Raw genomic sequence first — 22,732 nt, 5'->3', positions numbered from 1 at the left:
CGCCAGCATCTCCGGCGGGTAACCGGTCTTCTCCGAAACGACCTGCGACAGCACCGACCACACCGCTTCGGCGTCGAGCGCCGGACCGGTGGTCGCCGGGCCCGCACTCGGGCCCGAAACCACGGACGCGGCAACGAAGTCCACGATGTCGCTCAGCGTCCGCAGTTCCGCGACCTGCTCCGGGCCCACGGCGGGCACACCGTCGATACGCTCACCGACCGCACCCATGATCTGCACCCGCTTGATCGAATCCACACCGAGATCGGCTTCCAGATCCAACGACAACGCCAGCATCTCCGGCGGGTAACCCGTCTTCTCCGAAACCACCTGCGACAGCACCGACCACACCGCTTCGGCATCGAGCGCCGGGGTCTCACTCACCGCGAGGGCACCGGGCGCCGTGGTCTGGGGCAGGGTCTCGGCCTCGACCGTCTGGCGTGCCGGGGCCACGTCCGCCGCTCGCGTCGGCTGGGGGTCGTGGATCGGCGACGGTGCCGTATTCCGTTGTGGAGCAGGTGATTGAGCGTTCGGCGCCGAGGGATGCGGGGCCGTCCGGTGGTCGAGCAGCGCCGCCGCGTGGGTGTGGCTGCCGTTTCCGTTGCCGCTGGGGAGTTCGGCGTGGAACCCGTTCGTCCCGTTCGTGGTCGCGACATCGACGGTCGGCGCCGGGGATCCGAGTTCGAGGCCCGACAGCGAGGCGAGGATCTCGTTGACCCGGACATGGGTACGGCCGATCGCCAGGCTCTGTTCCTTGATGGCGTGCACGGTCGCGTGGAGGCGGTCATCGGCGCCACCCGTCCGCTGCGCGTCGCGCAGTACCGAGACCAGCCCTTCGGCGACCTCGAGTTGACCCTGCGCGTATCGGCTGTGGATGTCGAGGTGCTGCTGGGCCGCCGCGTCGTATCCGGTCGCGGTCTGACTCCCGACCGTGGAACCCGCCCGGACCGGCGCGGCTGCCGGGGCTTCGGCGCTCACCAGTTCCCGAGTGGGGGCGTGCGTTCGGGCGGCCTCGGCCTGTGCGGCGGCGTAGGTCTCGGCGGTGACTCGCTCCTGCTCGGCGGCGTGCGCTCGGGCGACCACCTGTGCCTGTGCCGCGGCATCGGCTTCGGCGGCCGCTCGCGCCTGGGTGACAGCTTCCAACACGACCTTTTCCTCGATTCCCTTGCGGTAGAGCTCCTTACGGGATTCCGGCACGAAATCACGGCCGTTGAGCCGCACCACCATGCCGGGCGCCTCCGGCACCGCGAACGGTGCGGCGTCGTGGCGGTGGATGTCGACGATCGGCGCACCCAGCACCGCCAAGTGCAGCGCCGCCTTCTTGAGCGCCACATCGCTGTCGCCGGTCGGCCCCTGATCGGTGGACAGGGCGATCACCTCGGCGCCGAGCGTGCGGCGCACGAGCGAGGTGAGCGTGGCCTTCGGGCCGAACTCGACGAACACATTGCAGCCGTCGGCCTGCATGGCCCGCAGACCTGCCACGAACTCGACGGTTTCGAGCAGTTGCTCGGTGAGCACGCGCCGGTTGGTCGCGACCCGCGCACCGTATTCGGCATCCCGGGAATTCGCGTAGATCTTGGCCTTGGGGGCACGAATGGCGACGCTCTTCACCGCCGCCTTGAACGGCTCGACCGCGTGGGCGACGTAGCGGGTGTGGAACGCGCCCGCCACCGGCAACTCTCGTACGGTCAGCCCCTGTGCCCGGCCCGCCGCGACGAATGCCGCGACGGCGGCGGTGCCGCCTCCGACCACTACCTGGTCGGGAGCGTTGTGGTTGCACACGCTCACATCGGGATGGTCGGCGAGGATCGCACCGACCTGTTCACGGTCGGCCTGTACCGCCGCCATCGTGCCGGCGTCGGCGTCGGTGTCGATCGCCATCGCCGCACCGCGTGCCCTGGCGAGGGTGAAGTAGTCGACGGCGTCGAGCGAACCCACCGCCCACAGCGCGGTCAGCTCACCGAAGCTGTGGCCCATGAACCCTTCGCAGGCCAGGCCGCGCTCGGACAGGAACCGGTACTGGCCCACCGACAGCGCCGCGATCGCGGGCTGCGCGAACTCGGTGCGCCGCAACGTCGCTTCCTGGGCGTTGCGCAGCTCGGGGTCGAACACCGGCGCCGGGAACACCACTGCGGCAGGCGGCCGGGCGGCGTCGGCGAACACGGCGTTGGCCTCGTCGAAGGCGGTGGCGACGGTGGGGTTGTTCAGCACCGCGGCCAGGCCCATGTCCACGTACTGGCTGCCCTGACCGGCGAACAGCGCGCCGATCTTCAGATCGGGCATGGCACGCCGGCGGAAGACGATGCCGCGCGGATGAGTCCATTCGTCGGTGTCACCGGCGAGTTCGGTCACCGCCAGTGCGCGCAGTGCCGACGCTTCCTCGTCGTCGCGCGCCACGAACCCGACGCGCGCGTGCTCGGCCGGAATCCCGGCGTCACCGTTCGGGGCGGCGTCCGAGCTCAGCAAGCTCGCCAGTTCGGCCGTCGAGGCGGCGTGCCACAGGTGGACCCGCGCGGTGCGGTGCATCGTGAGCGCGTGTCCGCGGTCGTCGCCTGCTTCCTCGAGGATCGCGTGAAAGTTGGTGCCGCCGAAGCCCATCGCCGATGCCGCCGCGCGGCGCTGCGGCCGGTGCGGATCACGAATCCACGGCCGGGTCCTGGTGTTGACGTAGAGCGGCGAGGAGTCGTCGAGCGCCTTGTTCGGCGCGGTGACATTGATCGTCGGCGGCAGCACCTTGTGGTGCAACGCCAGCGCCAGCTTGATCAGGCTGGCCGCACCGGCGGCGCCCTTGGTGTGCCCGATCTGGGATTTCACGCTGCCGATCGCGGCGTAGCCGGTCTCGTCGGTGGCCTCGCGCAGCACCGCGTTCAACGCGGCGAGTTCGGTCTGATCGCCGACGCGGGTACCGGTGGCATGGGCCTCGAACAGCCCGATCGTGGCGGGCGAGCAGTCCGCGTCCTCATAGGCGCGGTGCAGGGCGGCCTGCTGGCCTTCGGCGCGCGGGGCATAGATGCTCTTGAAGCGCCCGTCGCTCGACGATCCGATGCCTTTGATCACCGCGTACACCCGGTCACCGTCGCGCTCGGCGTCGGCGAGGCGCTTGAGGGCGATCATGCCGATGCCCTCGCCGACCAGGGTGCCGTCGGCACTGTCGTCGAGCGGCTTGATGACACCGGACCGCGACAGCGCCCCGACCTTGCTGAAGCACAGGTAACCGAAGATCGAGTTCTCGGTGTCACAGCCACCGGTGATCATCATGTCGGCGCGACCGGACACCAGCTCGCTGATCGCGACGTGGACCGCCGACAGCGAACTGGCGCACGCCGCGTCGACGGTGCAGTTCATGCCGCCGAGATCGAGGCGGTTGGCGACCCGGCCCGCGATCACATTGCCCAGCAGACCGGGGAACGAGTTCTCCTCCCACGACGGGAAGGCATCGGCGTACTTCTGCGCGATCTGTTCGGCGTCGGCCTGCGTCAGTCCGCAACTGCGAATGACCTCCTTGAGCACCGGCGTCGACAGCCGGGCGGCCAACGGGTGCGACAGCGTGGTCGGTCCGGCGACGCCGAGGACCACCCCGGTGCGCTCGGGCCGGTACCAGTCCGACCCGACCGCGCCCGCGTCGGCGAGCACGTCACGGGCGACGAGCAGGCTCAGCAACTGCACGACCGTGGTGACCTCGAGCTGGTTGGGCGGCAGCCCGAACTCGGTGACGCTGAACGGCATCTCGGGCACGAAACCGCCGCGGCGGCAATAGGTCTTGTCGGGCGCCGTCGGGTCGGCGTCGTAGTAGTCGTCGAGGTTCCAGTGCGTGGCCGGCACGTCGGACATGCAGTCCGCGGCGTCGACGACGTTCTGCCAGAAGTCACGGAAGTTGGCGGCCATGGGGAACAGTCCGCTCAGCCCGACGATCGCGATCGGATTGTCGGCCAGTCGTCGCGTCATGGCCGGGTCTTCGGAGTGCCGAAGGTGGTCGTTCATGGTTGCTATCCCTTGTCTTCTGCTCAGAGTTGCGAAACTCGCACAGTCCGGACCTCGTCGATGAGGTCGGCCATCGCCGTGCCGATGAGCTGGTGGCCCGCCGGACTCGGATGCATGCCGTCCGGGGACCACATGACCGGGTCCGCGGTGATGGGTGCGTTCACCAAATCGAGTCGCACGAGATCGAACTCGTGGACGAGGTCGTCGAGATAGTCGTTGGCTTGCGCGAATCGCGACCGCAACACTGTGCGGACGGATTCGGGTAGGCCGGGCAGACGGTCCGGGATGTTCGGCCAGTTCGTGGTGAACACCAGCCGATCCGGGCGCGCCAGCCCGGCGTAGATGTGACGCAGGTTGCGGCGGAAGCGATCCGGGTCGTAGTCGGTGACCAGGTCGTTTCCGCCGACGATCACGCCGATCAGCGGAGCATCGGCGGCGAGGGCGACCGGCAGCTGCCGGTCGAGGACATCCTGGGTGGTGGCCCCGTAGGAGCCGAGGTTCAGGGTCGCGCCGGAAATTCCGAGCAGGTGCTCGACGTGCGCGACAAATCCCGCGAAGGAGCCGTCGGCGTTCACCGAACCGCCGCGCCCCTCCGCGAAACTGTCGCCGAGCACCATCAGCTCATGCGTTGGCACCGAGCAATTTCGCGATGCGTTCCGGTGCGAAGAATTCCTCGCCGGTCATTCCGCCGCCGACCATCGCGAAGAAGTCCTTGGCATATTCTTCGTTGTTTTCCAGCGCGCGGAAAACAGCCAGCAATTGCGGGGTCAGTTCGAGCGTGGAGATGGTGCAGGTGAATTCGAAACCGGACTGCGATTTCTCGTCACGCTCGCGCTGGTAATCGGCGAGCGCCTCGGCCATCGGCCGCTGGTCACTCAGACCCTCGTGTACCCGCTCGGCGAGCAGCGCCGCGTAGTCGAACGCGTCGGAGATGCCGAGCCCGGTGAACGGGTCCTTGTGGTAGCCCGCGTCCCCGACCAGCGCCCAGCCTTCGCCGTGCGACTGGCGGCGGTAGTTGTCCGGATACCGCATCGGGTAGAAGCGGTCCTCACGCTTGCCCTTGGTGACCAGTTCCTCGGCGAACTCGGGCAGGATCTCGCGAGCGACCTTCACGAAGTTGGCCTCGACGTCGGCGCGGAAATCGGCGTAGGTGTCGATCTTGCGCATGACCGCGACGAGGGTCTGGTCGTTGTGGGTCGGCCAGATGCCGATCTGCTGCTTGTCGCCGATGCGGCTGTGGAACTCCGACTGCGACAGGCCGCTGAAGTAGGAGTAGTAGATGAAGCACTCGGCCGCGACCTTCGTGTAGGTCTCGGCGCCGACAGCGTTGGCGACGAACGAGTTGGTGCCGTCCGCGCCGATCACGATGCGGGCCCGCTCCTCGGCGATCTCCCCACCGGCGACCGAACCGCGAATACCGACGACCACACCGTCTTCGATGATCAGTTCACTGACGGTGTAGCCGGTGCGAACCTCGGCACCGGCCTCCTCGGCGCCCTCGACCAGGATCGCGTCGAGTTCGGTGCGACGCGGCGCGTAGGTGGCATCGATGCCCTGGATGGGATCGGCGAAGCCCGCGATGACGATGTCGAGGTAGGACACCGTCATGCGCTTGATCGCCGGCACACCGGTGGCGATCAGCTTGTCGAGCAGGCCCCACTGGGCCAGCCGGGCCAGCCCGCGCTGCTGAATGTAGTGCGTCGAGACGGTGTCGCTGGGGAAGGTGGCACGGTCCACCACCAGGACTCGATGTCCCTGCCTCGCCAGCAACATGCCGACCGGTGAACCCGCGCACCGCGCGCCGACAACAATCGCGTCATACATCAGGGTGACTCCTCAGTAAATGAAACGCTTATGGCCCCGGTTGCGATTTTACGGAGACGAACCACTCGATCCGCGTACCGATTTCCAAACGGATTACATGAATAGGTGTTCCAGAACAATGGTGTCGAGTATTAGCTGTCCGGCAGCTCGGATGAATAGTTGAATTCAACTTCCGTTCATCACGAGAAACGGTTCGATATGGGCTAATTGGGGCATGCCAACTGGAAATGAACCGGCCCCCGGAATTGCCGCAGCGCAGGCTCGGCTGACGAATATGACCGGTGCCGCGACACCGGACTACGAACAGATCCGCAAGACCGTCGACACGCTCGTCCCGTTCGTGAACCTGGTGGGCGTGCGGATGACCGAGCTGGGTCCCGGCTCGGCGGTGGCCGAGATCCCCGAGGCGCCGGCGATGAGCAATCACCTGGGCACGGTGCACGCGGGCGCGCTGTTCCTCGCCGCCGAAGTAGCCTGTGCCGGTGCGTTTTCCGGCGTCATCGCGCCGCGCATCCTGCACGTGCGGACCTTTGTGCTGCGCGGCACCAAGGCCACCTTCTTCCGGCCTGCCCGCGGTCGCGTCCGCGCCAGCGGCACGGTGAGCTCCCCGATCCTGGCCGAGGTCGTCGGGCGCAGGACCGAGGAGCAGTTCGATATCACCGGAAAGGCGCTGCTGCACGACGACAGCGGCGCCTTGCTCGCGAAGGTGGATCTCGAGTACTTCTGCTGGCTGGGCGCGGCCTAGTCCGGATACAGCGTGGCGATGACGGCGCCGAAATCGGCTTCGATCGCCGCGCGGCGCAGCCGCAACGACGCTGTCAGCTGACCCTTCTCCATCGAGAAGTCCTCCGCGAGAACGGCGAACCGGCGAATCGACTCCGCACGGGAGACGAGCCGGTTCGCCGCCTCGACACCAGCGGAGATCTCCGCCAGCAAGCGGGTGTCTTCGGTCGGGACCCCGCCGGACACGTCGACCCCGTGCTCCGCGGCCCAGCGAGCCAGCACCACCGGATCGACGGTGATCAGGGCGCTCACATACGGTCGGCCTTCACCGACGAGCATGCAGTTGCTCACCAAGGCGTGCAGGCGAACCCGGTCCTCGAGCGGCGCGGGCGCCACGTTCTTGCCGCCGCTGGTGACGATGATCTCCTTGCGCCGGCCGGTGATGAACAGGAATCCGTCCTCGTCGAGCCGGCCGAGATCGCCGGTGGCCAGCCACTTCTCGGCCGCGTGGCCGCCGTCGGGCCAGTACCCGGGGAAGACCTGCGGGCCCCGGACCAGGATCTCGCCGTCGTCGGCGATCGCGACGGTCGTGCCGGGCACCGGTCGGCCGACCGCGCCTGCCCGATTGGCGTGCGGCGCACTCATACTGACCGTCGACGACGCCTCGGTCAGGCCGTACGCGCCGATGATCTCCACACCGATGCCGGTGAAGAAGTCCGCCGTCGACGGTTCCAGCGACGCGCCACCCGCGACCATGTGCTCGAGCCGCCCGCCGAGCATGCCACGCCACTGTTCGCCGATCCGGGCGTCGATCACCGCGCCCGCCGGTGGCTGCTGACCGCGCCTGCGCGCGTGGCCGACAGCGATCGCCGCCGCCTCCGCGGCGTCGTACCGATCACTGCCGAGTGCCTGACGCGCTGCCTTGCGGATCTTCTCCAGGACGTAGGGGACACCGATCAGGAACGTCGGTCGAAAGATCGGCAGTTCGGCGGGCAGTTGCGCGGGGGTGGCGACCAGGCCGGTGCGGACTCCGGCCGATACACACCCGAACTGCACGACCCGCCCGTACACGTGCGCGAGCGGGAGGAACAGCAGTGTGGACGCGGGATCAGCTGGGGTGCGGCGGAATACGGTGTCGAGGAGTTCGACCACGTTGGCCGCGGCGGCGAAGATATTGCGGTGCGTCAGCAGGCAGCCCTTGGGGACGCCCGTGGTGCCGCTGGTGTAGACGATCGTCGCGACATCATCGGCGCGTACCGCCAGCCGACGCTCGGTGGCCTCGGCGTCGGCGATCGGATCGCCCTGCTCGATCAGCGCGGGCAACGACGAACCGAGCAGCCAAGCCCGGCCGCGCAGATCGTCCCCCGCGGCCGCACCGATCAGGTCGCACTGCTCGGTCGTCTCCACGAAACACGCGCTGGGGCGGGCGTCGGCCACGATGTGCTGGATTTGCTCGGCCGACGACGTCGGATACACCGGTACCGCTACCGCGCCCACGCTCAGCACGGCGAAGTCCGCCGCCGACCATTCGAAACTGGTCCCACCGAGGATCAGCACCCGATCGCCCGCGCCGATCCCGTTGGCCAACAGGCCTTTCGCGAGTCCGAGAACGAGTCGCGCGAACTCGCCGTAGTCGACGTCGAGCCAGCCCTCGACCGTCTTTCGGCTGAACACCACGGCCGACGGATCGGCCGCGGCCTTGCGGAACACCACGTTGGCCAAGTTGTCGTTATCGGCCATCGTGACCAGTGGCGCGACACTGTATTCCTGCGCGACCCGCGGTCCCTGCACGGCGCTGTCATCCTGCACGGCGCTACTCATCGTGACTCGATGCTGGTCAGCGGGGCCGGAACGTAGGTCGAGCAGCGGCCCGGCAGCCGCACGCCTGCCGCGCGCAACTGACTCACGCGGGTGGCGAACGCCGCACCGTGCATGATCTGCAGCCCGACCTCGGCGACATGGCGGTGCGCCGGTGCGGCCAGGTAGGTGCCGGCGACCCAGTCGTTGAACGCGCCCATCGCGGGCCCGCACCAGATCTGATAGTCGAGGGTGCGCTCGGGCGTCGCGGCCGTGCTCCAGCCGGACGACCGGCCCAGATACCACCGGAAGATCAGTGCCATCCGGCGTTTCGGGTTCCCCTCGGCGCGCGCGATCTGCTCGGGGTCGCGCTCACGGAAGTAGCCGAGGCAGTCGTTCCACACCTCGTCGAAGGAGCGGGCCAGGATCCGCTGCTCGATTTCGGCGCGTTCGGCGGCGGGGATCGCCTCGATGCCGTCGTAGCGCCGATAGGTGTCGTACAACCGCCGTGCGCGGCTCGCGAACATCGTGCCGCGTTGCAGCACCTGCACGTCGACGCCGAGTTCGAACATGTCCGACGAGGGCGCCATGGTGGTGTCGGCGACGCCCGCCGCGGCCAGCAGCCGCTTCGCCGTCTCCGACTGCGCCGCTTCGACGGTGGCCTGATTGACCGACCCCGTGACCACGTAGGAGGCACCCATCGCGAAGGCCGCCGCGGCGGCCGCCGGGGTGCCGATGCCACCGGCCGCGCCGACCCGGACCCGCTGGGCGAAACCGTATTCGCGCTGGATCCGTTCGCGCACCGCCAGCAGCGACGGCAGCAGCACCACCAGCGGACGGCGGTCGGTGTGGCCACCGGAATCCGCCTCGCCGGTGATGTCGTCGGCCATCGGAACCGATGCCGCCAGCTGCGCCTGCTCGGCGGTGATCTCTCCCGCGTCGAGCAGTCCGCGCACCAGATGCTCCGGCGCCGGGCGCAGGAACAGTTCGGCCACCTCGGCGCGAGACACCTTGGCAATCACCCGGTTTCGGGCGATCACCTGACCGTTCGGGTCACGGTGCAGGCCGGCCAGCCGGTAACGCACCACCTGCGGGGTCAGGTCGAGGAAGGCCGACGCCTCCACGCAGCGCACCTCGTGGCGCAGGCACGCGTCGACGATCGCCCGCTCCAGCGCGTTCTCGCTGGGGCTGTGGATCAGGTTGCAGGCGAAGGGTTTTCCCGGCGCCTCACGCCCGATCGTGGCCAGGGCCTCGTCGATCCGGGCGGGCAGCACACCGGCGGCGCCGAACGAGGCGAGCAAGCCGGCGCGCGCCATCGCGACCACCATCGGCGCCGAGGCGATCCCGTTGGCCATCGCACCGGCGTGGTAGGCGAAGTTCACGCCGTGGGTCTGCCGGAACTCGGTGTTGCCCAGCGTTTCCGGCCGCAGCGCCGGAGCCGCGGCCAGCACTTGCGCACCGCGAGCGGTACCGGCATCGGTGGTCACCGCGACACCGCGATCGTCACGGACCACGAACACCGGCTTGTCCAATTCCGACAGCGCACGGTAGATGGAGTTGTCGTCCCTGGCGAGCGCCGAGGGTGCAAGGGAAGTCGTCACTGTGCCAATCCTTCTGAGAGCCCGAGGGCAGAGGTCGCTAGCGAGAGGTGCCGCAGACGGTCGGCGCCGCGAACGACACCGTCGTCGCCGAGGAGCGGTCGGCCTTCCTGAGGCGAGGCAGTCGGTCTTCGTGTTCCGAGGGGGTCGGGCCTCGCTACCGGGGCGGTCGGCCTTCGGTAACCCAGGCCGCGACCGCGGGCGCGACCAGTTCGCTGTCCTTCACCCACGACGCATGGCCGATGTGGGTGAAACCCGAGGTCCGGTCGATGTGCCAGCGGTGCTGCTGGGCGGCGCCCATCCGCTTGCTCAGGAACCGCACCGTGGACTCGGGGCCGAGCGGGTCGCCGTCGAGCGAGATGAGCAGGACCGGCAGCGTGAATTCGCGCAGCAACCGGTCGTAGTCGCGGGCACTGCCGCTGGGCCGGTAGTTGCCGGTCCGCAGGTGCCGGGCCCAGTCGATCATCACGCCCGCGGTCATCGGCCCGATGCCGCCACCGCCGGTCCACCGGCCGCGCAGCCGGGTGACCGCACCGACCGACAGGCCGCGCGCCAGCACCTCGAGGCGCCTGCGCAGTTCGAACGACCACCAATACACCGAACCGGTACCGATCGTCGTGATGCTCGCGACCCGATCCGGTTCGGCCGCGGCGAACAGCAACGCGAGCTGTCCGCCGAGGCTGTGCCCGAACAGGTGCAGCGGCGCCTGGGGGAACCGCTCGCGCAGCGCGTCCGCCACGGCGGGCAGGTCCACCTCGATCAGCTCGCGATAGCCGAACCCGGGACCTTCCCCCAGTGCGGGCAAGCTGTCGCCCTGCGCGCGCAGATCGAGGACGGCGGCCGTCAGTCCGGCCGCGTGCAAGGCCGTGACCAGCGGCAGGTAGTACTTGGCCTTGATGGCCATGGCGGGCAGGATCAGCACCACCGGTGCGGCCGGATCCGCCTGCGGCAGCAGGCGTACCGCCAGGGTGGCGCCGTCGGGGGTGGCGACGGCGGTCGTTTCCAGCCCGACGATCTGGGCGCGTTGCTCGCTCATCACGCCTCCGCGGCCAGCGTGCAGACGTAGTCGAGCGCGACCTTGCCGACCAGCACACCCGCCGTGTCGTACATCAGCGCCCGCGCGTCCACATCCAGCCGCTGGCCACCCTTGGCCGCCAGTACCGTCGCGACGTCGCTCGGGTCGATGACCCCGATCGCCCGGATCCGGCCGAGGGCGGGCTTGCGGAACGACAGCCGCGCGTCGCGCAGCACCAGGGTGTCGATGGCCGACAACCGCGACGCCAGCGCGCCCACGAAGGCGCACGCGCCGGCGATATCGGCGGCCAGGAATTGCGCACCGGCGTGCACGGTACGCAGATGGTTCAGGACGTAGGGCTCGTCGGGAATTTCCACGATCGCGCGGTGCGGACCGATTTCGGTGATCTCGGTCCCCGCGTGGGTACCGAAGGGGACCAACTTGCTCACAATTCGCTGCAGATGCAAGAAGTCGGGGTTATCCGGATCGATCGCCTCGAATACCGAACCGAGGGTGGCTGAGGTTTTCAGTTCAGGTGCCATGAATTAATTGCACCATCCGCACCCGCCGATTCGGATTTCCATTGCCGATCTCAATCGACCGAATGGTAATCAACTCGCCAGCGGTTCTCCGTACACCTTGCCGCGGATAGTGGATTGCAGGAAATTCTTCGTAGAATCGAGGCTGTCCAGGAATACCTGCACCACTTCGTTGGGACTGTCGACGCGCCAGGCGACCTGTAATTCCACCACCGGTTCCGGATCGACGAGGGGAACCACCTTCAAACCCATCGGCCGCGGCTCGTCCATGCTGATGAACGACGCGAACCCCACATACCGGCGGGCGGCCACGGTGATCTCGGTGGCCACCGAGTCGTTCATGTACTCGGCGACCTTCGGGAACGCGCCCGCCCGCTCGCCCGCGGTCATGATGGCGTCGTACATCGCCGGGCTCACCTCGCGGTTGAACAGCACACACGGCGTCTCGGCCAGTTCGCGGATCGAGATCGAGGACCGGTCGGCCCACCGGTGCCCCTGCCCCACCAGCGCGCCGATGCGCATCTGCAGCAGACACCGCGACAGCACCGACCCGCCGTTGGACGCGCCGCCGTAGAGCAGCCCGACATCGAGCTCCCCGCGCGTGAGAGCGGTGAGCTGCGGCCCGGAGCGACCCGAGCTGAGTTTGGTGGTGATATTGGGGTAGTGCGCGTGCAATTGGGCCAGCGACCTGGGCATGATGAGCTGCCCGGCCCGCCCGTTGAACCCGATGTTGATCTTGCCCATCCGCCCCGCCGCGATGTCGCGGACGGTGTTGGTCGCCGAGTGCACCTCCCCGAGAATCCGTCGCGCGTCGGCGCGGAACGCCTCGCCCGCGGGGGTCAGCTGCACCACCCGCGACGTCCGTGACACCAGTTCGACGCCGAGATGGCGTTCCAGGCGCTTGAGTTGCTGGCTGAGTGACGGTTGCGTGAGGTGGAGCCTGGCGGCCGCCCTTCCGAAGTGCAGTTCGTCAGCGATGGCAAGAAATGCCTCGATATGCCGTGTCTCCATAGTGCGCGCCTCGCGTGATCAGGTACGTGACTCGTCCGAGATATGCACCTTGTATAGCGGCACCGCACGTCATCGGGGAACGGGCCCGTGAAGCTCAGATGAGCAGCGACCGAATTCCTGCCATTTGTACGGCGTGTCCACCCCGCCTCGCGGTGACCGGCGCCGCGAGCAGCACGATGAACACGGTCGATTCGGCACTCGAATCGCTGCCTCGGAAAAACCCGATGATCCCCGTCTTGACAGGGCGATCCATTTCGTACCGCAATTGATCAATAATGCGTTCCGCGTTGTCGCCCACCACACCGGAGTGGAAGACTTTTATCCGGTGCAGGCGAAGTAATTTCGACGCCGATTTTCGAAGGAGCCCAGAATATGACGACCACGGTTGCCAGCCAGCACGACGCCGAGTCGACACTGGCCGAACTGTTCGCTCCCGATACCCGACCCGATCCGTATCCCGTCCACCGCGCCCTGCGCACGAAGTCCCCGTTGGTCACCAAAGGCGGCGACCTCGTGATCATCGCCAACTACGCCGATTGCCAGCAGGTACTGCGCGATCCGTCGGTGCGCAACGACCCCAAGCTTTCCCGGCTCGGCAAGGATCACCCGGAGCGCCCGGAGTCCCTGCTGTTCCTCGATCCGCCCGCGCACACCCGCATTCGCCGGCTCGTGTCGAAGGCCTTCACGCCCAGGGTTATTCGGGCCTCGCGGCCGCAGATCCACTCGATCGTGGACGAACTCATCGAAAATATCGCGAGTAAGAGCGAATTCGACGTGATCTCCGAATTCGCGCTGCCCCTGCCGGTGCGGATCATGTGCGCTCTGCTCGGCATCCCCGTCGAGGAGTTCGGCGACTTCGAACCCGCCGCCCGCCGCCTGGGCCGTGTCCTGGACTTCAACCTCGTCGTCCACAACGACGACCTCGACGACGCCGAGGGCGCGCGCAACGAGCTGATGAACTACCTGGTCAACCTGATCGCCCGCAGGCGCGGCAACCTCGGCGACGACTTGCTCTCACGACTCATCGAGGTCGAGGAGGAAGGCGAGGTGCTCAGCGAGGGCGAACTGCTCGCCACCTGTGTGCTGCTGATGGTCGCCGGCCACGAGACCACCGCCAACCTCATCGCGAACGGCGTGCTGGCCCTGCTCCAGAACCCGGACCAGCGCGAGATCCTCGCCGCCGACCCCGAATTGGGCATCAGCGCCGCCGACGAGGCTTTGCGCTACGACGCGCCGATCCAGTTCGTGATGCGCATCGCCACCCGCGACATGGAGGTGAGCGGCACCGCGATCAGCCCCGGCACCGCGATGCTGGTGCTGCTCGCCGCGGCCAATCGCGATCCCGAGCACTACCCCGACGCCGACCGCTTCGATGTGGCCCGCGGCGCGGCCGACCACCTCGCCTTCTCGGCCGGGGCGCACTTCTGCCTCGCCGCGGCGCTGGGCCGGGCAGAGGGCGCCGCGGCGCTGTCCGCCTTCGCCGGCCGGGTGATCGACCCGGTGCTCGTCCCGGGATCGCTGCGCTACCGGCCCAATGTGAACCTGCGTGGCATCGACGCTCTGACCGTCACGCACGGCGGAGTCCGACTCCGTTGACCTCCGATTCGACTACCCCCTCCACAGAAAGCCTGTTATGAACTCGCACCACCACGGCCGTAAGGCCGGATGGGGGATCGTGCTCGTCGCGGTCACCACGCTGCTCGCAGCCTGCGGCCAGAACACCTCGGCCCCGGCCGCGGCCGACGACCCGGTGACCATCACCTTCCTGTCCTACACCTACGGACAGGCCAACCCGCTGGGCAAGGGCATCGAGAAGTTGATCAACGACTTCCAGACCGCCAACCCGAAGATCACCGTCAAGCCGCAGTCGGTCCCGACGGCCGACGCGCTCACCAAACTCCAGAGCGAAGTGGTGGCGGGCAACCCGCCCGATGTCGCGCAGATCGGATGGAGCAAGGTCGCGCAGGCCTCGCAGACCTTGCCGCTGCGGTCGCTCGAAGAGGTCGCCGGCACCGACGAGTGGAACAAGCACATGGCGGGCTTCGTGCCGTCGGTGCTGAAGGCGACCCCGGTCGCCGGTGCGAAGAAGCCGGTCGCGATGCCGTTCATGATGGCCACCCCGGTGGTCTTCTACAACGCCGACCTGTTCACCGCCGCCGGGCTCGATCCCGCCCAGCCGCCCAAGACGATGGCCCAGCTCAAGCAGGCCGCGCAGGCGATCAAGGACAAGACCGAGGCGCAGGGCGTGTACGTCTCGGCGGCCGACCCGGGCAAGTCCGACTACCTGACCCAGTCCCTGGTCAACAGCGCCGGTGGCGCGCTGGTGTCGAGCAGCGGTGAAGTCACCGTCGACTCGGCCCCGGTGATCACCGCGCTGTCGACGATCCAGGATCTGACCAAGTCCGGTGTGCAGCCCGCGGTCGACTTCGCCTCCGCGCAAAGCGCTTTCAACTCGGGCAAGCTCGGCATGCTGGTCACCACCGGCGGTGGTCTGCTGACCCTCGACGCGGCAGCCAAGGGCAAGTTCGCCCTGCAGGTGGCGCCGCTGCCCGCCTTCGACAACCTGCCTGCCCGCCCCACCTTCTCCGGCTCCGGCCTGACGGTCGTGGCCAAGGACGCCGCCAAGGCGAAGGCGGCGTGGAAGTTCGTGCAGTTCATGACCAACGACGAGAGCTTCAAGCTCATCGCCTCGCAGATGGGCTACCTGCCGCTGCGGACCGCGGCGGAGTCCTCGGCCGATCCGCGACTCGGCTCGGCTGTCAAGCAGATGGCCGATCTGGCTCCCTACACCGCCTTCCCGGGCAAGCAGTCCAACCAGGGCGTCGTCATCCTCCAGGACGAAGCCGTCGAACCGATCGTCCTTCGCGGCGCCGACCCGGCGGCGACCCTGCGCGCCGCCGCCGCGAAGATCCGCGGACTCAACTGAGTTCACGCACCATCCGCTGACCACCACCCCCTCGAAGAGAGACACCGTTGTCACACCAGGTATTCGCACACACGCCGCCGAACGGTTCGACCGACGGCGGCGCGATCCCGAACAAGATCGGCCTGACGGTCAATCCGTGGTCGGGAAAGCAGCTCCTGCGCTCCGATTTCGAGGAGATGCGCGAATTCCTCGATGAGGCCGCGACCGCCGGGTTCGGCTATGCCGAGCTCGGTGGCTGCGGCCTCGGGGTGGTGATCGGCGGACGGGTGCAGCGCTCCCGGCTGGCGGCGCTACGCGACGCGCTCGCCGATTGCCGACTCCGGCTGACCCTGCACAGTTCGTGGCATTCGTCCGGACGGACCGGCAATCTGCTCGACACGGGCTCCGCCTCCGCGCAGCAACTCGGTCTGCTGGCGGATCTGGAGGTGGCCGCCGCGATCGGCGCCGAGGTGCTGGTCTACCACGCCGGAGTGCTGCCGAACCTCTACAGCGACGGTGCGGCACTCACCGCGGGCATGGCGACCGAGCGCACGATGCTGCGCGAGCTGGCCGACGAATCCGGCGCGCGCGGGGTCACGATCGCCGTCGAGAACCGGGCGCCGGGTCCCGCGGTACTCACCCGCCGTTCCTACGGGATGCGCCTGGACATGGTCGCCGAGCAGGTGCAGCAGATCGATCACCCCGCGGTGACGATGTGCCTCGACGTCGGCCACGCGTACCTGTCGGCCGGCTACCTGAACTACGACTACCTCGCCGCGATACGCGAGGTCGCCCCGGTTGTCGGCCATGTTCACCTGCACGACAATTTCGGCCGGATGGCCCGCCAGCCCGATGCCAGCCCGTACGAACTCGAACTCCTCGGTGAGGGCGATCTGCACCTGCCACCCGGCTGGGGCACGATCCCGCTGGCGGAGGTCCTGGCGACGTCGTTCCCCCGCGATCCGGCGATCATCATCGAGATGCGCCACGCCCGCCATTACGCGGAAGCCCTGGACACCACCCTGCGGATGCTCGATGTGCGAGCCCGTTCATGACGCTCACCAAGACCCCCGAGGTGACGCCGAAGGCGCGCGTGGCCGAACGCCCCGCCGCGACCGGGCTCGCCTGGCTGTACTTCTCGCCGACCATGCTCTCGATCGCCGTGTGGGTCTACGGTCCGCTCGTGTTCACCGCGGTGCTCAGCTTTCTGGACTGGAACCTGGTGTCCCCCGACATCGAGTTCAACGGTCTGAAGAACTACGAAACCCTCATCACCGAACCGGAATTCGGCAACGCGGCCTGGAACACGCTGAAGTACGCGCTGTTCGTGCTGCCGTTCGCGACGGTAGTACCGTGCGCGCTGGCCATCGCGCTGTGGAAGCGCCCGGGCCGGGTCAGCGAGTTCTACCGGATGCTGTTGTTCCTGCCGGTCGTGCTCGCGCCGGTCGCCAACGCGCTGTCGTGGCAGTTCATTCTGGACCCGCTGTACGGCATCGTGAATCAAACGCTCGGATTCGTCGGAGTGGAGCCGGTCAACTGGCTCGGTGACCCGGCCACCGCGTTGCCGACCATCGTCGTGGTCACGGCACCGAAGGTGGTGGCACTCAACACTTTGCTGTTCGGAGCGGCGCTGGCGAATCTGGACCGTCGCACCGTCGACGCCGCGCGCCTGGACGACGCCACCGAAGGTGAGATCACCCGGTCGATCATCCTGCCGCAGCTGCGTCGCCCGATCATCCTGCTCGGGATGCTGTCGATGGTGGTGGTGTGGCCTTGGCTGTTCACCAATATCGGTGTGCTCACCCGTGGCGGACCCAGCAATGCCACCGACAACGTCTACTACCGGCTCTACACCTACGGTTTCACCTTTTTCGACGCGGGCACCGCATCGGCGGCGGCCATCGTCATCGCGCTCGCGTTCGGGCTGCTCCTGACCGTCCACACCCTGCTCTCGAGGAGATTCCGTGCGACGCGGTGACGCGATCGGCAGACACCTGCTTCTGATCACAGCCATTGTGCTGATGCTGTTCCCGGTGGTCTTGGCGCTGACCACTTCCTTCAAACCGGTGTCGACGATCTTCGATCTGAACCCGCTCCCGTATCCGGCCAGCCTGGAGAACTACGAGATGGCGGTAGGCCGGTTCCCGATCGGGCGGCTGCTGCTCAACACGTTCGTCATGGCCGCCGGCGTCACCATCGCGACGATGCTGGTCGCACTGCCCGCCGCCTACGCGCTGGTGCGTTTCGACAAGGCCCGCGCCCGTGGCTTCGTCCTTGCGGCCGTCGGTATTTCGCTGCTGATCCCGCCGCAGGCGCTGATCATCCCGCAGTTCCTGATGACCGCGAAGCTGGGCTGGCAGGGCCACACGATCGGGGTGATCATCCCGCAGCTCGGTGTCAGCGCGCTCGCGGTGCTGTTGCTGCGCGACCACATTCGTTCGGTGCCGCAATCGCTGATCGGTGCGGCGGTGCTCGAAGGCGCCACGTCGTGGGAGATCCTGCGCCACGTGGTGCTCGGCGTACTGCGCCCGGCCTTGGGCGCGGTGGCGATCCTGCTGTTCATCAGTACGTGGAACGAATTCCTGTGGCCGCTGCTGGTGATGCCCGATCCGGAGGACACGACCATCCAGCCGGGTCTGGCCCTGTTCCTCGGTCCGGAGAGCGCGGAGTACGGCCCGATGCTCGCCGCGGCGATGCTGGCATCACTGCCGGTCGTCATCATCTATGTCCTGGCGTCGCGACGGATCGCGGACGCCTTCCTTCATTCAGGGGTTCGGTAATCGACATGACCAGTCTCAGTGTGAGCGAGCCCCCGGTGCTGACCACCGAGCTCGATCTCTCGGCCGGCGTGGTGCTCGACGGCATCACCAAGCGATACGACGAGGACCGCCCGGCCCTCGACGTCGACCTGCTGCACGTACCCGGACAATCGCTGACCGTGCTGGTCGGCCCGTCCGGCTGCGGCAAGTCGACCGCGCTCGGCGTGGTGTCGGGCCTGATCACCCCCACCGCGGGGCGAGTGCTCATCGACGGCGCCGACGTCACCGAGGTGGCGCCGGGACGACGCGGAGTCTCGATGGTGTTCCAGGATTTCGCGCTGTACCCGCACATGACCGTCGAGCGCAATATCTCCTTCGGCCTTCGGCTCGAGGGCAAGCACAACCGCAAGTCCGGGCTGGACCGCACCGAGATCGAGCGACGGGTGGCCGGCGCGTGCGACAGCCTCGGACTGAGCGAACTGCGCCACCGCAAGCCCGCTCAGCTCTCGGGCGGTCAGCGTCAGCGGGTCGGGCTGGCCAGGGCGATCGTTCGGCAGCCCAAGGTGCTGCTGCTCGACGAACCGCTGTCCGCGCTCGACGCGCAGCTGCGCCAGCAGGCCCGGGTCGAGCTGGTACGGCTGCATCGCGAGCTCGGCAATACCGTCGTGCTCGTCACCCATGACCAGCTCGAGGCATTGTCGATGGCCACCCACCTGGTGGTGATGAACAACTCGCGGGTGTTGCAGGTCGGTAGTCCGGCGCAGGTGTACCGGCGACCGGTCGATCTGTTCGTCGCGACGTTCCTGGGTAGCCCGCCGATGAACCTGGCGACGGTGACGATGAACGAAGCCGGGGACGAGATGACCGGGCGCGGACTGGAAGTACTGCTCCCCCAGGCTGTCCCCGGTGTTCCCGCCGAACTGAAACTGGGCTGGCGGCCCGCTGACGGCACGCTCCGTGACCACGACGGGCCGGGCTTGCTCGTGCACGGTGTGGTGGAGCTGGTCGAGTTCACCGGCGACTCCAAGATCGCGCAGTGCACCGGCGAATCGGGCCGCTGGGCCGTGACGCTGCCCGCCAACGATCCGGCCCCGGCCGTCGGCGCACGGATCCAGGTGTTCGTCCCTGCCCACCGGCTGCACCTGTTCGACCCCGACACCGGCTCCCGGATAACGGAATTCGATGCACCTGCTGATCACCAACGATGACGGATACCGCGCGCCGGGGCTCCTGGCGTTAGCGGAAGCCGTGCGGGCGCTCGGCATCGACGCGACGGTGGTAGCACCGAGCGGTCCGATGTCGGGCGCGAGCCAGTCCCGGCGCAGTGGCGTCGCGGTGGAGTGGGAGTGGGCGGCGCCGACCGCCGGAATCCCCACGATTCACGTGGGGTCGACCCCGGCGGCCTGCGTGGTCTTCGCGCTGACCTCCGGGGTCATCGCGCCGGTGGATCTGTGCCTGAGCGGGGTGAACGCGGGCGAGAACATCGGCGCCACACTCAATGTCAGCGGCACCTACGGTGCCGTCCAGGAGGCGGGAGCGCGCGGGGTGCCCGGCATCGCGCTCTCGCGCGAGTTCGGTGGTCCGTGGAACGCGCCGCACGATTGGGATTGGAGCTGGGTCCCCAAGGCGACAGCCGGGGTACTCACCACGCTGCTCACAGCGCGGGCAGGCTGGTTCACCGCGAACGTCAACCTGTCCGGCACCGACCGGGGCGCGGATCCGGCCTACACCAGGGTCAGCCGCGCGCTGTACTACACCGATGTCTTCGACATCGCCCAGGGCGCCATCCTCAGCACGATCGGTTACCGTGCCGAGGATCTGGCGCCCGACGACGACATCCACGCCTTCGCCGAACAGCGGCGGACCAGCATCACCCTCGTCCGGCGGGCTTGAACGGTTCGGACCGCAACGCGGTCTTCACGACCTTCCCGCCGGGGTTGCGCGGCAACGGCGCCGTACGCACCGAGAAGTACTGGGGCACTTTGAAATCGGCGAGCCGCTCGCGCAGGTAGTCGAGCACGGCGGCTTCGTCGAACTCGACACCCTCGACCGGCACCACCACCGCGCCGACCTTCTCGCCCATCATGTCGTCGGGCACCCCGACCACCGCGGATTCGCCGATGCCCGGGGCCCCGGCGAGGGCGTTCTCCACCTCGACGCAGTAGACGTTCTCGCCGCCGCGGTTGATCATGTCCTTGGCCCGATCGGCGATCGACACCAGTCCCCGCTCGTCGATGCGGGCGAGGTCACCGGTGCGCAGCCAGCCGTCGACGAAGGTCGCGGCGGTGGCGGCGGGGTTGTTCCAGTATCCGGCGACGACAGTGGCACCGCGGATGAGCAGTTCGCCGACTCCGCTGACCGGATCGGGCGCGTCGATGGCCAGGTCGATGATCGGCGCGGCGAACCCCACCGATTCCGCGTGTTCGGTGGCCCATTCGTGGGGCAGGTAGGTCGCGATGGACGAGGTCTCGGTCAGACCGAACCCGTTGGCCAGCCGCGCGTTCGGAAAGTGCCGGGCGATCTCGGCGACCAGCGCGGGAGTGACCGGCGCGCCGCCGTAGGCGACCCGGTTCACCGCGCTCAGATCGAAGTCGGCGAAGTCGGGTTGCCGGAACGCGAGGTAGTAGATGGCGGGAGTATTGGTGAGCGAGGTGATCCGCTCGTCGACGATCGCCCGCAGGAAAGCCTGAATCTTGAACTGCGGCAGGATGATCGTGCTGCCGCCGATGGCCAGCTGGGGAATCAGCTGACTGTTGCAGGCGGTGACGTGGAACAACGGCACGGAGACCAGGTTGCGCAGGGTCGGGCCTTCGTCGGCGGCGATGTGGGCGAGCCGGCGCACGTTCTCCACGGTGGACAGCAGGTTGCGATGCGTGGTCATCGCCCCCTTGGGTCGTCCGGTCGTCCCGCTGGTGTAGAAGATCGCGGCCAGGTCCGTGGGGCCCGCGCCCTCGTGGACGTAGGGATCGCCCTGGGGCAGTGCTTCGTTCGGCCGCAGACTGAACGCGGCATCGGAATCGGTCAGGACATAATCGATTTCGGGGTCCGCGAATCGGGTGTTGACCGGCACGGCAACCGCACCCGCGAGCACGATCCCGAGAAAGCCGACCACCCACTCCGTTCCGGCGTTCAACAAGATGGCGACACGGTCGCCCGGCAGAATTCCCTTGTCCCGCAGCCCACCGGAGACCTCGGCAGCCCGGTCCCACAATCGCCGGTACGAGAGTCGCTCGCCACCGATCTCGACGACGGCTTCCTGCTCGGGCCACGTCTTCACGGTTCGGCGCAGCATGTCCACCAGGGAATCGGGCAGGTCGGCGTAGTGCGCGACACCGTGCTCGTCGCGAAAGATGCCGGCGGTCTCGAACGGTTGCACGGTCATCGCGCACCCTGCGGGTCCAGCAGCGCGGCGAGGTTGTCCTCGGCGAAGAAGTCCCGGCCGCTGAGCCCGCCCGCCATCATCCGGAACCACTGCTGCGTGTGCTTCGCACTGCTCGGCAACGCGCGCATCACCTCGACGTGCTTGTCCGGCAGCACCAGTCGCGAGGACTCACAGGTGAACCGGTACATCGGCTTGCTCGACCGATCCCGCTGCGCCTGATACTCGGCGAGCGCTTCGTCGAGTGGCCGCGCCGCCGACAGCCCCTCGTGCGCCCGCTCGGCGAGCAGGTCGGCGTAGGTGAACGCGTCACTGATCCCGAGCCCGGTGAAGGGGTCCTTGTGATATCCGGCGTCGCCGACCAGCGCCCACCCGGGGCCGTGCGATTCGCGGTAGAAGTTCTCCGGGTAGCGGGCGATGTAGAACCGTTCGTCGCGTTCGCCGGTGTCGAGCAGTTCGGCGAGGTCGGGCGCGGTTTCCTTGAACGCCAACGAGAAGTTGGCCTCGACATCGGTGCGGAACGGCGCGAACCGGTCGACGTATTGCACACACCAGATCAGCGTCTTGCCGTCGTTGGTCGGCCAGCCGCCGACCGCCTGCTTGTCGCCGATCCGCAACTGGCTCTGCATGGTCAGGCCGGACCAGTAGGAGTAGGCGGTGAAGGTCTCCCCCGGGATCACGTCGTATTTCTGGGCCCCGGTGAGCTGGGCGACGGTGGACGCGTATCCGTCGGCGCCGATGACGAGGCGAGCGTGTTCGGTCACCGTTTCGCCGTCGCGGTCGCGACCGACGATGCCGGTGACGAACTCACCGTCGCGCACCAGATCTGTCACGGTGACGCCTTCGCGCAGATCGACCCCGGCCTCGCGGGCGGCATCCTGCAGCAGCTTGTCGAGCACGATGCGCCGCGGCGCGTAGGTCTCGGCGATACCGTCGATCGGGTCGGAGAAGCCGGAGAAGTGGGCATCGGCGTAGGACATGGTGATCGAGTGGATGGGCGTGCAGCCGGTGGCTTTCAGCCGATCGAGCAGGCCCCAATCCCGCAGTCGCGCCAGACCACTCTGCCGCAGCATGTGGGTCGACACGGCATCCTTGGGAAACAGCGCCTGGTCGACGCAGAGCACCCGGTAGCCACGCCGCGCGAGCAGCATCGCGACCGTGGCGCCGGCGCAGCGCGCGCCGACAACAATGACATCGTGCACAG

Annotated in this window: 19 protein-coding genes; 8 read left to right on the top strand and 11 right to left on the bottom strand. The window is 68.0% G+C overall.

Annotated elements, in window-relative coordinates:
- From ACFTS5_RS02550 to ACFTS5_RS02540, 3 genes are all read right to left on the bottom strand, one after another.
- Positions 1 to 3,978: beta-ketoacyl synthase N-terminal-like domain-containing protein (locus ACFTS5_RS02550; RefSeq protein WP_378626844.1), on the bottom strand; the 3,978-nt coding region annotated here is incomplete at its 3' end.
- A 23-nt stretch (positions 3,979 to 4,001) separates the two neighbouring features.
- Positions 4,002 to 4,613, bottom strand: coding sequence for a GDSL-type esterase/lipase family protein (locus ACFTS5_RS02545; RefSeq protein ID WP_378626842.1), 612 nt, complete (start codon positions 4,611 to 4,613; stop codon positions 4,002 to 4,004).
- On the bottom strand, positions 4,600 to 5,802 hold the full coding sequence (locus ACFTS5_RS02540) for an NAD(P)/FAD-dependent oxidoreductase (protein WP_378626841.1): 1,203 nt from the start codon (positions 5,800 to 5,802) through the stop codon (positions 4,600 to 4,602). The genes ACFTS5_RS02545 and ACFTS5_RS02540 overlap by 14 nt, the downstream gene beginning before the upstream one ends.
- Positions 5,803 to 6,076: 274 nt before the next feature.
- On the opposite strand from ACFTS5_RS02540, the gene ACFTS5_RS02535 reads away from it, so the two are divergent.
- Entirely contained in the window at positions 6,077 to 6,547 is a 471-nt protein-coding gene (locus tag ACFTS5_RS02535) for a PaaI family thioesterase (protein ID WP_378626839.1), read from the top strand.
- Here the strand turns inward: ACFTS5_RS02535 and ACFTS5_RS02530 are convergent.
- The 6 genes from ACFTS5_RS02530 to ACFTS5_RS02505 all read right to left on the bottom strand — a co-directional run bounded on the left by ACFTS5_RS02530 (position 6,544) and on the right by ACFTS5_RS02505 (position 12,783).
- On the bottom strand, positions 6,544 to 8,346 hold the full coding sequence (locus tag ACFTS5_RS02530; protein ID WP_378626838.1) for an AMP-dependent synthetase/ligase: 1,803 nt from the start codon (positions 8,344 to 8,346) through the stop codon (positions 6,544 to 6,546). The genes ACFTS5_RS02535 and ACFTS5_RS02530 overlap by 4 nt on opposite strands.
- Entirely contained in the window at positions 8,343 to 9,923 is a 1,581-nt protein-coding gene (locus ACFTS5_RS02525; RefSeq protein WP_378626836.1) for a PfaD family polyunsaturated fatty acid/polyketide biosynthesis protein, read from the bottom strand. The genes ACFTS5_RS02530 and ACFTS5_RS02525 overlap by 4 nt, the downstream gene beginning before the upstream one ends.
- Positions 9,924 to 10,077: 154 nt before the next feature.
- Positions 10,078 to 10,956: an alpha/beta fold hydrolase gene (locus ACFTS5_RS02520; protein ID WP_378626834.1), complete on the bottom strand. Its 879-nt coding sequence runs from the start codon at positions 10,954 to 10,956 to the stop codon at positions 10,078 to 10,080.
- Complete coding sequence (locus ACFTS5_RS02515; protein ID WP_378626832.1) at positions 10,956 to 11,477, bottom strand: DUF4442 domain-containing protein; 522 nt, start codon at positions 11,475 to 11,477, stop codon at positions 10,956 to 10,958. Before ACFTS5_RS02515 ends, ACFTS5_RS02520 begins: the two co-directional genes overlap by 1 nt.
- Before the next feature lie 69 nt (positions 11,478 to 11,546).
- Positions 11,547 to 12,485, bottom strand: a complete 939-nt coding sequence (locus tag ACFTS5_RS02510; protein WP_378626831.1) for a LysR family transcriptional regulator — start codon at positions 12,483 to 12,485, stop codon at positions 11,547 to 11,549.
- 94 nt (positions 12,486 to 12,579) lie between these two features.
- Positions 12,580 to 12,783 carry a hypothetical protein gene (locus ACFTS5_RS02505; protein WP_378626830.1) on the bottom strand — a complete coding sequence of 68 codons (204 nt, stop codon included), beginning with the start codon at positions 12,781 to 12,783 and terminating at the stop codon, positions 12,580 to 12,582.
- A gap of 74 nt (positions 12,784 to 12,857) precedes the next feature.
- Here ACFTS5_RS02505 and ACFTS5_RS02500 point away from each other — a divergent pair, with 74 nt between their 5' ends.
- From ACFTS5_RS02500 to ACFTS5_RS02470, 7 genes are read left to right on the top strand one after another with little or no spacing between them, the layout of a single operon-like run.
- Positions 12,858 to 14,081, top strand: a complete 1,224-nt coding sequence (locus tag ACFTS5_RS02500) for a cytochrome P450 (protein WP_378626829.1) — start codon at positions 12,858 to 12,860, stop codon at positions 14,079 to 14,081.
- Between the two features lie 37 nt (positions 14,082 to 14,118).
- On the top strand, positions 14,119 to 15,411 hold the full coding sequence (locus ACFTS5_RS02495; RefSeq protein ID WP_378626827.1) for an extracellular solute-binding protein: 1,293 nt from the start codon (positions 14,119 to 14,121) through the stop codon (positions 15,409 to 15,411).
- Positions 15,412 to 15,458: 47 nt separating this feature from the next.
- Positions 15,459 to 16,445, top strand: a complete 987-nt coding sequence (locus ACFTS5_RS02490) for a sugar phosphate isomerase/epimerase family protein (protein ID WP_378626825.1) — start codon at positions 15,459 to 15,461, stop codon at positions 16,443 to 16,445.
- Entirely contained in the window at positions 16,442 to 17,368 is a 927-nt protein-coding gene (locus ACFTS5_RS02485) for a carbohydrate ABC transporter permease (RefSeq protein WP_378626824.1), read from the top strand. Before ACFTS5_RS02490 ends, ACFTS5_RS02485 begins: the two co-directional genes overlap by 4 nt.
- Complete coding sequence (locus ACFTS5_RS02480; RefSeq protein WP_378626823.1) at positions 17,355 to 18,170, top strand: carbohydrate ABC transporter permease; 816 nt, start codon at positions 17,355 to 17,357, stop codon at positions 18,168 to 18,170. Before ACFTS5_RS02485 ends, ACFTS5_RS02480 begins: the two co-directional genes overlap by 14 nt.
- Before the next feature lie 5 nt (positions 18,171 to 18,175).
- Complete coding sequence (locus ACFTS5_RS02475; protein WP_378626821.1) at positions 18,176 to 19,357, top strand: ABC transporter ATP-binding protein; 1,182 nt, start codon at positions 18,176 to 18,178, stop codon at positions 19,355 to 19,357.
- Positions 19,332 to 20,042 carry a 5'/3'-nucleotidase SurE gene (locus tag ACFTS5_RS02470; RefSeq protein WP_378626820.1) on the top strand — a complete coding sequence of 237 codons (711 nt, stop codon included), beginning with the start codon at positions 19,332 to 19,334 and terminating at the stop codon, positions 20,040 to 20,042. The genes ACFTS5_RS02475 and ACFTS5_RS02470 overlap by 26 nt, the downstream gene beginning before the upstream one ends.
- Here the strand turns inward: ACFTS5_RS02470 and ACFTS5_RS02465 are convergent.
- A complete protein-coding gene (locus ACFTS5_RS02465) occupies positions 20,020 to 21,531 on the bottom strand; it encodes a class I adenylate-forming enzyme family protein (protein WP_378626818.1) in 1,512 nt (503 codons plus the stop codon). The two genes, ACFTS5_RS02470 and ACFTS5_RS02465, sit on opposite strands and share 23 nt — an antisense overlap.
- The gene (locus ACFTS5_RS02460; RefSeq protein WP_378626816.1) at positions 21,528 to 22,730 is read right to left on the bottom strand and encodes an FAD-dependent oxidoreductase; all 1,203 of its coding nucleotides are present in this window, start codon (positions 22,728 to 22,730) and stop codon (positions 21,528 to 21,530) included. The genes ACFTS5_RS02465 and ACFTS5_RS02460 overlap by 4 nt, the downstream gene beginning before the upstream one ends.
- Positions 22,731 to 22,732: the final 2 nt, after the last annotated feature.

It is taken from the genome of Nocardia sp. NPDC056952 (assembly GCF_042674185.1).
Lineage (GTDB): Bacteria > Actinomycetota > Actinomycetes > Mycobacteriales > Mycobacteriaceae > Nocardia.
The sequence above is the reverse complement of the archived record's forward strand: the minus strand, read 5'-3'. Positions and strand labels throughout refer to the sequence as shown.

Bases quoted from the DNA above. Each gene is read 5' to 3' on its own strand.
- ACFTS5_RS02500 (WP_378626829.1), top strand. From the start codon at position 12,858: ATGACGACCACGGTTGCCAGCCAGCACGACGCCGAGTCGACACTGGCC.
- ACFTS5_RS02465 (WP_378626818.1), bottom strand. From the start codon at position 21,531: ATGACCGTGCAACCGTTCGAGACCGCCGGCATCTTTCGCGACGAGCAC.
- ACFTS5_RS02520 (WP_378626834.1), bottom strand. From the start codon at position 10,956: ATGAGCGAGCAACGCGCCCAGATCGTCGGGCTGGAAACGACCGCCGTC.
- ACFTS5_RS02485 (WP_378626824.1), top strand. From the start codon at position 16,442: ATGACGCTCACCAAGACCCCCGAGGTGACGCCGAAGGCGCGCGTGGCC.
- ACFTS5_RS02475 (WP_378626821.1), top strand. From the start codon at position 18,176: ATGACCAGTCTCAGTGTGAGCGAGCCCCCGGTGCTGACCACCGAGCTC.
- ACFTS5_RS02535 (WP_378626839.1), top strand. From the start codon at position 6,077: ATGACCGGTGCCGCGACACCGGACTACGAACAGATCCGCAAGACCGTC.
- ACFTS5_RS02515 (WP_378626832.1), bottom strand. From the start codon at position 11,477: ATGGCACCTGAACTGAAAACCTCAGCCACCCTCGGTTCGGTATTCGAG.
- ACFTS5_RS02510 (WP_378626831.1), bottom strand. From the start codon at position 12,485: ATGGAGACACGGCATATCGAGGCATTTCTTGCCATCGCTGACGAACTG.
- ACFTS5_RS02495 (WP_378626827.1), top strand. From the start codon at position 14,119: ATGAACTCGCACCACCACGGCCGTAAGGCCGGATGGGGGATCGTGCTC.
- ACFTS5_RS02540 (WP_378626841.1), bottom strand. From the start codon at position 5,802: ATGTATGACGCGATTGTTGTCGGCGCGCGGTGCGCGGGTTCACCGGTC.
- ACFTS5_RS02530 (WP_378626838.1), bottom strand. From the start codon at position 8,346: ATGAGTAGCGCCGTGCAGGATGACAGCGCCGTGCAGGGACCGCGGGTC.
- ACFTS5_RS02470 (WP_378626820.1), top strand. From the start codon at position 19,332: ATGCACCTGCTGATCACCAACGATGACGGATACCGCGCGCCGGGGCTC.